General features: G+C 60.9%; 14 protein-coding genes. 8 read left to right on the forward strand and 6 right to left on the reverse strand.

The annotated features are described in order from the left end of the window. The first annotated feature begins 88 nt into the window (after positions 1 to 88). The 3 genes from AC07S6_RS22570 (at position 89) to ntrC (ending at position 3,504) form a co-directional block, all read left to right on the forward strand. A complete protein-coding gene (locus AC07S6_RS22570; protein ID WP_197901283.1) occupies positions 89 to 628 on the forward strand; it encodes a chorismate mutase in 540 nt (179 codons plus the stop codon). A 357-nt stretch (positions 629 to 985) separates the two neighbouring features. After that, the gene (glnL, locus tag AC07S6_RS22575) at positions 986 to 2,071 is read left to right on the forward strand and encodes a nitrogen regulation protein NR(II) (protein WP_014716523.1); all 1,086 of its coding nucleotides are present in this window, start codon (positions 986 to 988) and stop codon (positions 2,069 to 2,071) included. Then, positions 2,068 to 3,504, forward strand: a complete 1,437-nt coding sequence (gene ntrC, locus AC07S6_RS22580) for a nitrogen regulation protein NR(I) (RefSeq protein ID WP_003187806.1) — start codon at positions 2,068 to 2,070, stop codon at positions 3,502 to 3,504. The genes glnL and ntrC overlap by 4 nt, the downstream gene beginning before the upstream one ends. Positions 3,505 to 3,566: 62 nt before the next feature. On the opposite strand, the gene AC07S6_RS22585 is transcribed toward ntrC, so the two are convergent. Together AC07S6_RS22585 and AC07S6_RS22590 are read right to left on the reverse strand one after the other, a co-directional pair. Next, positions 3,567 to 3,794, reverse strand: coding sequence for a hypothetical protein (locus AC07S6_RS22585; RefSeq protein WP_495113089.1), 228 nt, complete (start codon positions 3,792 to 3,794; stop codon positions 3,567 to 3,569). 150 nt (positions 3,795 to 3,944) lie between these two features. Next, positions 3,945 to 4,385, reverse strand: coding sequence for a hypothetical protein (locus AC07S6_RS22590; RefSeq protein ID WP_019819992.1), 441 nt, complete (start codon positions 4,383 to 4,385; stop codon positions 3,945 to 3,947). Here AC07S6_RS22590 and AC07S6_RS22595 point away from each other — a divergent pair. After that, positions 4,384 to 4,839: a tRNA (cytidine(34)-2'-O)-methyltransferase gene (locus AC07S6_RS22595; protein ID WP_003171120.1), complete on the forward strand. Its 456-nt coding sequence runs from the start codon at positions 4,384 to 4,386 to the stop codon at positions 4,837 to 4,839. The genes AC07S6_RS22590 and AC07S6_RS22595 overlap by 2 nt on opposite strands. Before the next feature lie 159 nt (positions 4,840 to 4,998). Here AC07S6_RS22595 and secB read toward each other — a convergent pair whose 3' ends face one another. Genes secB through AC07S6_RS22610 form a run of 3 tightly spaced genes read right to left on the reverse strand, consistent with a single transcriptional unit; the run spans position 4,999 to position 6,189 of the window. Continuing rightward, positions 4,999 to 5,478, reverse strand: coding sequence for a protein-export chaperone SecB (secB, locus tag AC07S6_RS22600; RefSeq protein WP_032894017.1), 480 nt, complete (start codon positions 5,476 to 5,478; stop codon positions 4,999 to 5,001). A 41-nt stretch (positions 5,479 to 5,519) separates the two neighbouring features. After that, positions 5,520 to 5,774: a glutaredoxin 3 gene (gene grxC / locus AC07S6_RS22605; RefSeq protein WP_003171118.1), complete on the reverse strand. Its 255-nt coding sequence runs from the start codon at positions 5,772 to 5,774 to the stop codon at positions 5,520 to 5,522. 1 nt (position 5,775) lies between these two features. After that, positions 5,776 to 6,189 carry a rhodanese-like domain-containing protein gene (locus tag AC07S6_RS22610; protein WP_032901811.1) on the reverse strand — a complete coding sequence of 138 codons (414 nt, stop codon included), beginning with the start codon at positions 6,187 to 6,189 and terminating at the stop codon, positions 5,776 to 5,778. Positions 6,190 to 6,340: 151 nt separating this feature from the next. Here AC07S6_RS22610 and gpmI point away from each other — a divergent pair, with 151 nt between their 5' ends. The 4 genes from gpmI (at position 6,341) to AC07S6_RS22630 (ending at position 11,541) form a co-directional block, all read left to right on the forward strand. Next, a complete protein-coding gene (gene gpmI / locus AC07S6_RS22615; RefSeq protein ID WP_495113090.1) occupies positions 6,341 to 7,867 on the forward strand; it encodes a 2,3-bisphosphoglycerate-independent phosphoglycerate mutase in 1,527 nt (508 codons plus the stop codon). A gap of 258 nt (positions 7,868 to 8,125) precedes the next feature. Beyond that, positions 8,126 to 9,421, forward strand: a complete 1,296-nt coding sequence (locus AC07S6_RS22620; RefSeq protein ID WP_019819986.1) for a murein hydrolase activator EnvC family protein — start codon at positions 8,126 to 8,128, stop codon at positions 9,419 to 9,421. A 30-nt stretch (positions 9,422 to 9,451) separates the two neighbouring features. Then, complete coding sequence (locus AC07S6_RS22625) at positions 9,452 to 10,765, forward strand: S41 family peptidase (RefSeq protein WP_034125537.1); 1,314 nt, start codon at positions 9,452 to 9,454, stop codon at positions 10,763 to 10,765. A gap of 2 nt (positions 10,766 to 10,767) precedes the next feature. Continuing rightward, positions 10,768 to 11,541: a divergent polysaccharide deacetylase family protein gene (locus AC07S6_RS22630; RefSeq protein WP_490615223.1), complete on the forward strand. Its 774-nt coding sequence runs from the start codon at positions 10,768 to 10,770 to the stop codon at positions 11,539 to 11,541. 110 nt (positions 11,542 to 11,651) lie between these two features. Here AC07S6_RS22630 and AC07S6_RS22635 read toward each other — a convergent pair whose 3' ends face one another. Continuing rightward, positions 11,652 to 12,407 (reverse strand): substrate-binding periplasmic protein, encoded by a 756-nt coding sequence (locus tag AC07S6_RS22635; protein ID WP_495113091.1) that lies wholly within the window; start codon positions 12,405 to 12,407, stop codon positions 11,652 to 11,654. Positions 12,408 to 12,441: the final 34 nt, after the last annotated feature.

A 12,441-nucleotide genomic window follows, 5' to 3' on the forward strand; every position in this document is an offset into this window, starting at 1 on the left:
CGCTCTGCTGAAAGGGCAAAGCGAATATCAGCCAAAAGTTGGTTGAGGGTTGCCCCTCAACCATAGAATCTCCCACAGGAGATCACCTTTGAGATATCGACTTGTATTTGCCCTGCTGTTCATCAGTGCCAGTGCGAGCGCAGCGCCGCCTACGCTGGAACCCCTGCTCAACAGCATCGCCGAACGCCTGGAGATTGCCGACCAGGTAGCACTGAGCAAGTGGGACAGCCACAAGCCCGTGGAGGACAAGAAGCGCGAGCAGGAGGTGATCGCCAGCGTCACTGCCCAAGCACCTGGCTACAAGCTGGACTCGGCCGCTGCCGAGCAGTTTTTCGCCGCACAGATCGAAGCCAATAAACTGGTGCAATACACCCATCTGTCCGATTGGCAGTTCCAAGGCAAAGCTCCCGACGACCCGCGCCCGGACTTGATTCAGCAGATCCGCCCGCAATTGGACGATCTGCAAAAAAGGCTGCTGCAGCAGTTGGCCGACTTCACGCCCCTGCGCACAGACCCCAAATGCCCCCAATGGCTGGCCGAGGCCGTGCACGAACCGCTGAATGATCCGCTGCGCCAACTGGCGATGATCCGCGCCACCGCCGAGCTGTGCATCTACAAAGGCGAGTGACTGCAACCCCATTCAAACATGCGGGAGCTGGCTTGCCTGCGATAGCGGTGTTGAATCACCACAGCTATCGCAGGCAAGCCAGCTCCCACACTGACTGCGATTTGCCTTAAATCTTCAGTCGCTGAACAACCTTCACAAAACCGCACTATATTGGTGCGATAGCATGCACCCTTCTCAATTGCCCAGCCCATTTTGGTTCGAAACTTCCCGTTGAGGCTGGCAGAACGCCACAGTTTCGCGCCTGAACCCCTTATTTCAGGGCATTAGCGCTTCTTTTCGGAGCCTTGGTTTGGTTTTTGCATTTTCCTTGTATCAGCGTGTGCCTCAAGCCCACGCCTTGCTCCAAAAGAGGTCCCGATGACCATCAGCGATGCACTGCACCGTTTGTTACTCGACAACCTGACCACCGCGACCATCCTGCTCAATGCCGACCTGCGCCTTGAGTACATGAACCCGGCGGCGGAGATGCTCCTGGCGATCAGCGGCCAGCGCAGCCATGGGCAGTTCATCAGCGAATTGTTCACCGAGTCGGCCGAAGCCTTGAGCTCGTTGCGCCAGGCCGTGGAGCAGGCACACCCGTTCACCAAGCGCGAAGCGATGCTCACCGCGCTCACCGGACAAACGTTGACCGTCGACTACGCCGTGACCCCGATCCTGAGCAATGGCGCGACCCTGCTGCTGCTCGAAGTCCACCCCCGCGACCGCCTGCTGCGCATCACCAAGGAGGAAGCGCAGCTGTCCAAGCAGGAAACCAGCAAGATGCTGGTGCGCGGCCTCGCCCATGAAATCAAGAACCCGCTGGGCGGCATTCGCGGCGCGGCACAGTTGTTGTCCCGCGAGCTGCCGGACGAGCACCTCAAGGACTACACCAACGTCATCATCGAAGAAGCCGACCGCCTGCGTAACCTGGTGGATCGCATGCTCGGCTCCAACAAGCTGCCCTCCCTGGCGATGACCAACGTGCATGAGGTGCTGGAGCGGGTCTGCCAATTGGTCGAGGCCGAAAGCCAAGGCTGCATCACCTTGGTGCGCGACTACGACCCAAGTATTCCCGACGTGTTGATCGACCGCGAACAGATGATCCAGGCCGTGCTCAACATCGTACGCAACGCCATGCAGGCCATCAGCAGCCAGAATGAGCTGCGCCTGGGCCGCATCAGCCTGCGCACCCGCGCCCTGCGCCAGTTCACCATCGGCCATGTGCGCCACCGCCTGGTGACCAAGGTCGAGATCATCGACAACGGCCCCGGCATTCCTGCGGAGCTGCAGGAAACCATCTTCTTTCCCATGGTCAGCGGCCGCCCGGACGGTACCGGGCTGGGCCTGGCCATCACCCAGAACATCATCAGCCAGCACCAGGGCCTGATCGAATGTGAGAGCCACCCTGGCCACACCACGTTCTCGATCTTCCTGCCATTGGAACAAGGAGCCCCCACGACATGAGCCGTAGTGAAACTGTCTGGATCGTCGATGACGACCGTTCTATCCGCTGGGTCCTCGAGAAAGCCTTGCAACAGGAAGGCATGACTACCCAGAGCTTCGACAGCGCCGACGGGGTGATGAGCCGCCTGGCACGTCAGCAACCGGACGTGATCATTTCCGATATCCGCATGCCTGGGGCCAGTGGCCTGGACTTGCTGGCGCGCATTCGCGAGCAGCACCCGCGCCTGCCGGTAATCATCATGACCGCCCACTCGGACCTGGACAGCGCTGTCGCGTCCTACCAAGGCGGCGCCTTTGAATACCTGCCCAAGCCATTCGATGTGGATGAGGCGGTGGCGCTGGTCAAGCGCGCCAACCAGCACGCCCAGGAACAACAGAACCAGGAAGCGCCGCCGACCCTGACCCGCACCCCGGAAATCATCGGGGAAGCGCCGGCGATGCAGGAAGTGTTTCGCGCCATCGGGCGCTTGAGCCATTCCAACATCACCGTGCTGATCAATGGCGAATCGGGGACCGGTAAAGAACTGGTGGCCCACGCCCTGCACCGCCACAGTCCACGGGCGGCCTCGCCGTTTATCGCGCTGAACATGGCGGCGATTCCCAAGGATTTGATGGAGTCCGAGCTGTTCGGCCATGAAAAAGGCGCGTTCACCGGGGCAGCCAACCTGCGTCGCGGACGCTTTGAACAGGCGGACGGCGGCACGCTGTTCCTCGATGAGATCGGCGACATGCCGGCCGATACTCAGACTCGCTTGCTGCGGGTGCTGGCTGACGGCGAGTTCTACCGTGTGGGCGGGCATACGCCGGTGAAGGTGGATGTGCGCATCATCGCGGCCACCCACCAGAACCTGGAAACACTGGTGCATGCGGGTAAGTTCCGTGAAGACTTGTTCCACCGCCTCAACGTGATCCGCATCCACATCCCGCGCATGTCGGACCGCCGCGAAGATATCCCTACCCTCGCCCGCCATTTCCTCAGCCGCGCTGCCCTGGAGCTGGCCGTCGAGCCCAAGCTGCTCAAAAGCGAGACCGAGGAATACCTCAAGAATCTGCCGTGGCCCGGCAACGTGCGCCAGCTGGAGAACACCTGCCGCTGGATCACCGTAATGGCCTCCGGGCGCGAAGTGCACATCAGCGACCTGCCGCCGGAGCTGCTGAGCCTGCCGCAGGACTCGGCTCCCGTGACCAACTGGGAACAGGCGCTGCGCCAATGGGCCGACCAGGCCTTGGCACGCGGCCAGTCGAACCTGCTGGACAGCGCCGTGCCAGCGTTCGAGCGGATCATGATCGAGACCGCGCTCAAACACACCGCCGGCCGCCGCCGTGATGCCGCCGTGCTGCTGGGTTGGGGGCGCAATACCCTGACGCGCAAGATCAAGGAACTGGGAATGAAGGTGGATGGTGGGGATGATGATGAGGGTGATGAAGCCTGAACCCCAAGACCGCTGAAGGCCCCGTGTGGGAGCCGGGCTTGCCCGCGATGACGGTGTGTCAGTCACCCGGTATAGGGCTGACACGCCGTCATCGCAGGCAAGCCAGCTCCCACATTGGTTTTGTGCCTGCAGACTGTGCACCGCTTCAATGCACGATGAACCGGCATTGAGCACAGACCAAAAAACTCGCCTATCGCTTTCGCTACAAATTTCTTGGCAGTAGAAACAAACAAAGCCCCGTATTCCGGGGCTTTGCGCTTTTTGGCATTTTTTTCCAGCAGCAATTGCAAGTTTTGGCACGCCCCCTGCAATAACCCCAGTACTACCCAGTTTCGGGGACCTTGGTACAGGCAGGCCGAGAATCCCCTCTTTAACACCGAAGCCTTAGGCTTCACCCCGTTTTGGGAGCCCTGGTACAGGCAGGCCGGGAACTCCCTCTTTTATTGCTCTTGGAGATGGATCTCCAGCCGCCAGCGGCCATCGACCTCTGCACCGCTCCACTCCCCACGCAACGGCCGAGCCGCCACCAGATTCAGCAGCAGGCCAGCGTCGGTCTTGCGGATGCGCCAATTCACGTCCTTGTCATTGACCTTGAGCTGCCCGCTGGCAGCCTTGCCCTGGGCGTCAAACAGCAACGCCACGGTGCCGTCGATATGCTCGCCGTGCAGCTTGGGTTCGTCGTTGAACCACACCACCAAACCATCCGCCGCAGGTTCTACCTGTTGCAGCTCAAGCGGCTCGGGGGTGGTCAAGCGACCGATCATCAAGCCAATCATCAAGCCGACAATCGCCAATGAGCCCAACACCCTCGGCAATAGCTTCGGTCTCGGGTCGTCTTCGGGGGTAGAATGCAGCGCATCTTTGCCTTCGGAGCCGTGCATGTTTCACGTCATCCTTTTTCAACCAGAAATTCCGCCGAATACCGGCAACGTTATCAGGCTGTGCGCCAACAGTGGCTGCCACCTGCATTTGATCGAGCCGTTGGGCTTTGACATGGACGACAAGCGCCTGCGCCGTGCCGGGCTGGACTACCACGAGTATGCCACCCTCAAGCGTCATGCCGACCTGGCCAGTTGCCTGGAGAGCCTGGGCCACCCTCGGCTGTTCGCGTTCACCACCAAGGGCTCGCGGCCGTTTCATGATGCCAGCTTTGCCGAGGGCGACGCGTTCCTGTTCGGCCCGGAGAGCCGAGGCCTGCCGGCCGAGGTGCTTGACGCATTGCCCGATGGCCATCGCCTGCGCTTGCCGATGCGTGAAGGCTGCCGCAGCCTGAACCTGTCGAACACCGTAGCCGTTGCCGTCTATGAAGGCTGGCGCCAACTGGGCTTTAAATAACACCGCATAACAAATGTGGGAGCGGGCTTGTGTGGGAGCCGGGCTTGCCCGCGATGCAGGCACCTCGGTGTGTCAGTCACACCGCAGTGATGCTATCGCAGGCAAGCCAGCTCCCACACAAGCCCGCTCCCACATTTTAGAACGGCATCGCTCAGCAAATTACTGAACGGTTGGCGCGCCTTCCTGTTGCATGCGCTGCAGCTCTTGGGCGTACAGGGCATCGAAGTTCACCGGAGCCAGCATCAGGGCCGGGAACGAACCACGGGTGACCAGGCTGTCCAGGGTCTCACGGGCATACGGGAACAGGATGTTCGGGCAGAACGCACCCAGGGTGTGGCTCATGGACGCTTCGTCCAGGCCCTGGATCAGGAAGATACCGGCCTGTTGCACTTCAGCGATGAAAGCGACTTCTTCACCATTCTTGACGGTGACCGACAGGGTCAGCACGACTTCGTGGAAGTCACCTTCCAGGGATTTCTGACGGGTGTTCAGGTCCAGCGCAACGCTTGGGGTCCACTCCTGACGGAAGATGGCCGGGCTTTTCGGCGCTTCGAACGACAGGTCACGCACGTAGATCCGCTGCAGCGAGAACTGTGGGCCTTGAGCTTCTGCTGCTTCGGTGTTCTGTTGATCAGTCATCGCAGATCCTTCTTTATCTTGGGTTCTTGAGGGTTTAGGCGTCAGGCGGACAGCAGCGCATCAAGTTTACCGGCGCGCTCCAGAGCGAACAGGTCGTCGCAACCACCGATATGCCGGGTGCCGATCCAGATCTGCGGGACCGACGTGCGGCCAGCCTTCTGGGCCATTTCGGCGCGCACCTGGGGCTTGCCATCGACCTTGATCTCTTCAAAGGCAACACCCTTTTTCTCAAGCAAGGCCTTGGCCCGCATGCAGTAAGGGCACCAATCGCTGGAATACACGACAACCTGGCTCATATCACTTCACCAACGGCAGGTTATCGCCACGCCAGCTGCTGATACCACCCGACAGCTTGGCGGCGGTGAAGCCGGACTTGAGCATCTCACGGGCGTGGGTGCCGGAGTGCTGGCCCTGGGCATCGACCAGGATGATGGTCTTGGCCTTGTGCTTTTCCAGTTCGCCCAGACGCGCAATCAGCTTGTCCTGGGGAATGTTCAGGGCGCCAACGATATGGCCGGCGGCATAATCCTTGGCCGGGCGAATATCGACGACGACGGCCTCATCCTTGTTGACCAGCGCGGTCAGCTCCGACGTGCTCAGGCTGCGACCACCGCGGCTCAGTTCGTGAGCGATCAGCAGCGCCAGCAGGATGACGAAGGCGCCCACAAGCAGGTAGTGGGCAGTGGCAAATGCAATCAGGTGATCAACCATCAAGGAGGTTCCAGGGCGTTAAAATGGCGGTAAGTATACACAGCCGCCAGGGGGGGCCAACCCCCGTAAAGCGGTGACGTGGTTGGAACTTCGCTTTAAACTGCCACTCCCTTTTCAATTGTCTTCCTTTATTAGCGCCGCGAGAGGATCTATGACTACCACGCCTAAACCTTTGGTCCTGATAATTCTCGATGGCTTCGGACACAGTGAAAGCCACCACGACAACGCGGTGTACTCGGCCAACAAGCCGGTACTGGACCGCCTGACCGCTACCGTGCCCAACGGCCTGATCTCAGGTTCCGGCATGGACGTGGGCCTGCCGGACGGCCAGATGGGCAACTCGGAAGTCGGCCACATGAACCTCGGTGCCGGACGAGTGGTGTACCAGGACTTCACTCGTGTCACCAAGGCGATCCGCGATGGCGAGTTCTTCGAGAACCCGACCATCTGCGCCGCGGTCGATAAAGCCGTTGCCGCGGGCAAGGCCGTGCACTTCATGGGCCTGTTGTCGGACGGCGGCGTACACAGCCATCAGGATCACTTGGTCGCCATGGCCGAACTGGCGTTCAAGCGCGGCGCTGACAAAATCTATCTGCACGCCTTCCTCGACGGCCGCGACACGCCGCCTAAAAGCGCGCAATCCTCCATCGAACTGCTGGATACCACCTTCGCCGCCCTGGGCAAGGGCCGTATCGCCAGCCTGGTGGGCCGTTACTTCGCCATGGACCGCGACAACCGCTGGGACCGTGTCGCCCAGGCGTACAACCTGATCGTCGACGGCCAGGCCGAATTCAACGCAGCCACCGCCCAGGAAGGCCTGGAAGCGGCCTACGCCCGCGGTGAAAGCGATGAATTCATCAAAGCCACCACCATCGGCGAACCGGTGAAGGTCGAAGACGGCGACGCCGTGGTGTTCATGAACTTCCGCGCCGACCGCGCCCGTGAACTGAGCCATGTGTTCGTCGATGAAGGCTTCAAGGACTTCGAACGCGCGCGCCAGCCGAAGGTCGAGTTCGTCATGCTCACTCAATACGCCGCCAACATCCCGGCCCCGTCGGCATTCGCCCCGGGCAGCCTGGAGAACGTGCTGGGCGACTACCTGGCCAAGAACGGCAAGACCCAACTGCGCATCGCCGAAACCGAGAAATACGCCCACGTGACGTTCTTCTTCTCCGGTGGCCGCGAAGAGCCGTTCCCCGGCGAAGAGCGCATCCTGATCCCGTCGCCAAAAGTCGCTACCTACGACTTGCAGCCGGAAATGAGCGCACCGGAAGTGACCGACAAGATCGTCGACGCCATTGATCACCAGCGTTATGACGTGATCGTCGTCAACTACGCCAACGGCGACATGGTTGGCCACAGCGGCAACCTGGAAGCGGCGGTCAAGGCCGTGGAATGCCTGGATAAATGTGTTGGCCGCATCGTCGACGCGCTGGAAAAAGTCGGCGGCGAAGCACTGATCACCGCCGACCACGGCAACTGCGAACAGATGTCCGACGAATCCACTGGTCAGGCTCACACAGCCCACACCACCGAGCCGGTACCGTTCATCTACGTCGGCAAACGTGACCTGAAAGTGCGTGAAGGTGGCGTGCTGGCGGATGTGGCGCCGACCATGCTCAAGCTGATGGGGTTGGAACAGCCGAAGGAGATGACCGGGACCTCGATCCTGGTCTGATCCAAAGTACGCCACAAAACAGTGTGGGAGCGGGCTTGCCCGCGATAGCGGCTAATCAGTCGACATCTATGTCGCTGACCCACCGCAATCGCGGGCAAGCCCGCTCCCACATTGGTTTTGTGGTGTTTGATAGATGTCTTTTTGCCATACCATCGCCACTCGGCGGCTATCTTGCCCTACCGCCCCAATTGGGCGTTTTTTTTGCAGCGCTTGGCGGGCATACTAGGCCGTCCTTTTCCCCTGGTGTCGCCCGCCTCTATGCTTCGCGCCTTGATAACCCTTGCTCTTGTCTGCCTGCTCCAACCGGCGTTTGCCGATGAGCGCGCACAAACCCAACAACAGTTGGACGCTACGCGTCAGGACATTACCGAGCTGAAAAAGCTGCTCGGCAAGCTCCAGGAAGAAAAATCCGGGGTGCAGAAAGACCTGCGCGGCACGGAAACCGAAATGGGCAAGCTGGAGAAGCAGGTCCAGGAGCTGCAAAAAGAACTAAAGAAGAGCGAGTCGGAACTGGAGCGACTCGACGCTGAGAAAAAAAAACTCCAGAGCGCACGCGTTGAACAGCAACGCCTGATCGCGATCCAGGCCCGTGCCGCGTACCAGAGCGGCCGCCAGGAATACCTCAAGCTGCTGCTCAACCAGCAGAACCCGGAAAAATTCGCCCGTACCCTCACCTATTACGACTACCTGAGCCAGGCGCGCCTGGCGCAATTGAAGGGGTTTAACGAAACCCTGCGCCAATTGGCCAATGTCGAACAGGAAATCGCCGACCAGCAATCGCAGCTGCTCGACCAGAAAACTGCCCTCGACACCCAGCGCGACCAGCTCGATAAAGTACGCAAGGAACGCCAGCAGGCCCTGGCCAAGCTCAACAGCGACGTAAAAGCCCGCGACGCCAAGTTGCAGGCCCGCGAGCAAGACCAGGCCGACCTGGCCAAAGTCCTCAAGACCATTGAAGAAACCCTGGCCCGCCAGGCACGCGAAGCCGAAGAAGCGCGGCAAAAAGCGCTGATCGCCCAGCAGGAAGCTGAAAAAAAGCGTCAGCGTGAGGCCGAACTGGCTGCCACCAGCGACGCTCCGGCCCCGCGCAAACCGGCGCGTGCAGCGCCTGGCCCGTTGGTTTCCAGCAGCGGCGAGTCGTTCGGCGGCCCTTTTGCTTCAGCACGAGGCAAACTTCCATGGCCGGTTGATGGTCGATTACTGGCACGCTTTGGGGAAACCCGTGGCGATGACACCCGCGCCAAGTGGGATGGCGTGATGATCAGCGCCTCTGCCGGCAGCCAGGTCCACGCGGTGCACGGTGGGCGCGTGGTGTTCGCCGATTGGTTGCGGGGCGCCGGCTTGCTGGTGATTCTTGACCACGGTAATGGCTATTTGAGCCTTTACGGCCACAATCAGACACTACTCAAGTCGGCAGGTGATGTTGTAAAAGCCGGTGAATCCATCTCCACTGTCGGTAACAGTGGCGGCCAGGACACCCCGGCGCTGTACTTCGCTATTCGTCAGCAGGGCCGCCCGAGCGACCCTGCACAATGGTGCCGGTCCCAAGGATAGGGTCGCATCTACATTAGGAGTTCGTTCGACATGCTGCATTTGTCCCGCCTCACTTCGCTGGCCCTGACGATCGCCCTGGTGATCGGCGCGCCTCTGGCTTTTGCCGACCAGGCCGCACCGGCTGCACCTGCCATGGCTGCGACGACCAAGGCGCCATTGCCGCTGGACGAGCTGCGCACCTTTGCCGAGGTCATGGACCGGATCAAGGCAGCGTATGTCGAACCCGTAGACGACAAGGCCCTGCTGGAAAATGCCATCAAGGGCATGCTCAGCAACCTCGACCCGCACTCCGCCTACCTGGGCCCGGAAGATTTCGCCGAGCTGCAGGAAAGCACCAGCGGTGAGTTCGGCGGCCTGGGCATCGAAGTGGGCTCCGAAGACGGCCAGATCAAAGTGGTCTCGCCTATTGACGACACCCCGGCGTCCAAGGCCGGTATCCAGGCCGGCGACCTGATCGTGAAGATCAACGGCCAGCCGACCCGTGGCCAGACCATGACCGAAGCCGTCGACAAGATGCGCGGCAAGCTCGGCCAGAAGATCACCCTGACGCTGGTACGCGACGGCGGCAACCCGTTTGACGTGACCCTGGCCCGTGCGACCATCACGGTCAAGAGCGTGAAAAGCCAGCTGCTGGAGTCGGGCTACGGCTATATCCGTATCACCCAGTTCCAGGTCAAGACCGGCGACGAAGTGGCCAAGGCACTGGCCAAGCTGCGCAAAGACAACGGCAAGAAGCTCAACGGCATCGTGCTTGACCTGCGCAACAACCCAGGCGGCGTGTTGCAGTCGGCGGTCGAGGTGGTCGACCACTTCGTCACCAAGGGCCTGATCGTCTACACCAAGGGCCGTATCGCCAACTCCGAATTGCGCTTCTCGGCCACCGGCAATGACCTCAGCGAGAACGTACCACTGGCGGTATTGATCAACGGCGGCAGCGCCTCGGCTTCGGAAATCGTCGCCGGCGCCCTGCAAGACCTCAAGCGCGGTGTGCTGATGGGCACCACCAGCTTCGGCAAAGGCTCGGTGCAGACCGTATTGCCGCTGAACAACGACCGTGCACTGAAGATCACCACGGCGCTGTATTACACGCCGAACGGCCGCTCGATCCAGGCCCAGGGCATCGTGCCGGACATCGAAGTACGCCGCGCCAAGATCACCAACGAGATCGATGGCGAATACTACAAAGAGGCTGATCTGCAAGGTCACCTGGGCAATGGCAACGGCGGCGCCGACCAGCCAACCGGCAGCCGCGCCAAGGCCAAGCCGATGCCCCAGGACGATGACTACCAACTGGCCCAGGCACTCAGCCTGCTCAAGGGCTTGAGCATCACCCGCAGCCGTTGATCATGCGCTTTGCCCTGATCTTCGCTGTGCTGTGCAGCCTGGCAGGGGTCGCTCAAGCGGCCCCTGCCGGCGAACCGCACAAAGCCTACCTGACGCTGATCATCGACGACCTGGGGCAAAACCTGCCTCGGGATCGTCGCGTGCTTGCGCTACCCGGCCCGGTGACCGCCGCCATCATGCCGGACACGCCCCACGCCGCCGAATTCGCTCGTGAGGCCCACAAGGCTGGCAAGATCGTGATCCTGCACATGCCTATGGACCCGGCCACCGGCCCATTCGCCTGGCACCCGGAGCTGTCCATCGAAGAACTGGGCAAGCGCCTGGACGCGGCATTTGAAGCCGTGCCCTACACCGCCGGTATCAACAACCACATGGGCAGCCGCATGACCGCACAACCGGCGGCGATGGCCTGGCTGATGGGTGAGTTGCAACGGCGCCACAAGTTCTTCGTCGACAGCCGCACCAGTGCGCAAACCGTCGCCGCCGCCGAGGCACAGAAGATCGGTTTGGCCCATGTGTCGCGGGATGTATTTCTCGATGACGAACGCACCGAGGCGGCGATTACCACGCAACTGCAGACCGCGATCAAACTGGCGCACAAGCAGGGTTCGGCAGTCATGATCGGGCATCCTTACCCACAGACGCTGGCGGTACTGGAGCGCGAATTGCCCAAGCTCAAGGCGCAGGGCGTGGAGTGGATCGATATCAAGTTGATGATCAGCGTGCGCAGTAATCGGGCGATGAGTGCCCACGGCAAAAACGGCATCTATCGCTGACAGTCACTGTGGCGAGGGAGCTTGCTCCCGCTGAAGCGCGAAGCGCTCCCACGATTTTAGGGCCGCCACGCAGCCCAGCGGGAGCAAGCTCCCTCGCCACAACAGCTCACTTACAGATATTGCGCCATGATTTCGTCTATACGGCCGCTGTTGCGTAACTCATCCAATGCGGCCTGGAGCCTGGCCACCAGCTCATCCGACACGTCTTTGTTCAACGCCAGGTAAAGCTGCGCACTGTTGAAGCGCAATACCGTCTTGAGCCCGTTCACCCCCACCTGCCGCGCCAGGTAACGCCCAGCAGGGTCGCCTGTGGCCCAGAGGTCGATCTGGCCTTCCATAAGCTTTTGCGCATTATCCTGGTCACGCAGGGCGACCATCGGCTTGAGCCCCTGCTTGTCCAGGCTTTCGGCAATGGCATCGCCTTTGTAGGCGCCAATCTTGTAGCGGCGCGCTTGCTCCAGATTTTCCAACTCGATCTTGCTGTCTGCCCTGGCCAGCAACACCCAATCGTCCGGGCCGATAGGGCCGACCCATTTGAACAAGGCTTCACGATCTGGCAACCGCGCCATCACAAACACGCCGTAACCCGGCTGTTCCAGGGCGAGCTTGTAGATTCGCTCCCAAGGAAAACGCAGAGTGAGGTTGTAGGAAATGCCAGCGCGCTTGAAGGTTTCGCGCACGATGTCCACGGCAATGCCTTCGATGTTCTCGTCCTTGGCGAAGTTCTTGCCGTTTTTCGCCATGTTGTAGGGCGGGAAATTTTCCGTCAGCAACACCAGGGAGGCGTCAGACGGTTGTTCGGCGTGTACCGTAGCCACCATGAACATGGAGGAACTGGCGAGGGCGAGCAGCAGGTGTTTGAACATGAAGGCTACCGGAATCCATGGCAAGCGCAGAGAG

It is taken from the genome of Pseudomonas sp. GW821-FHT07B01 (assembly GCF_059419065.1).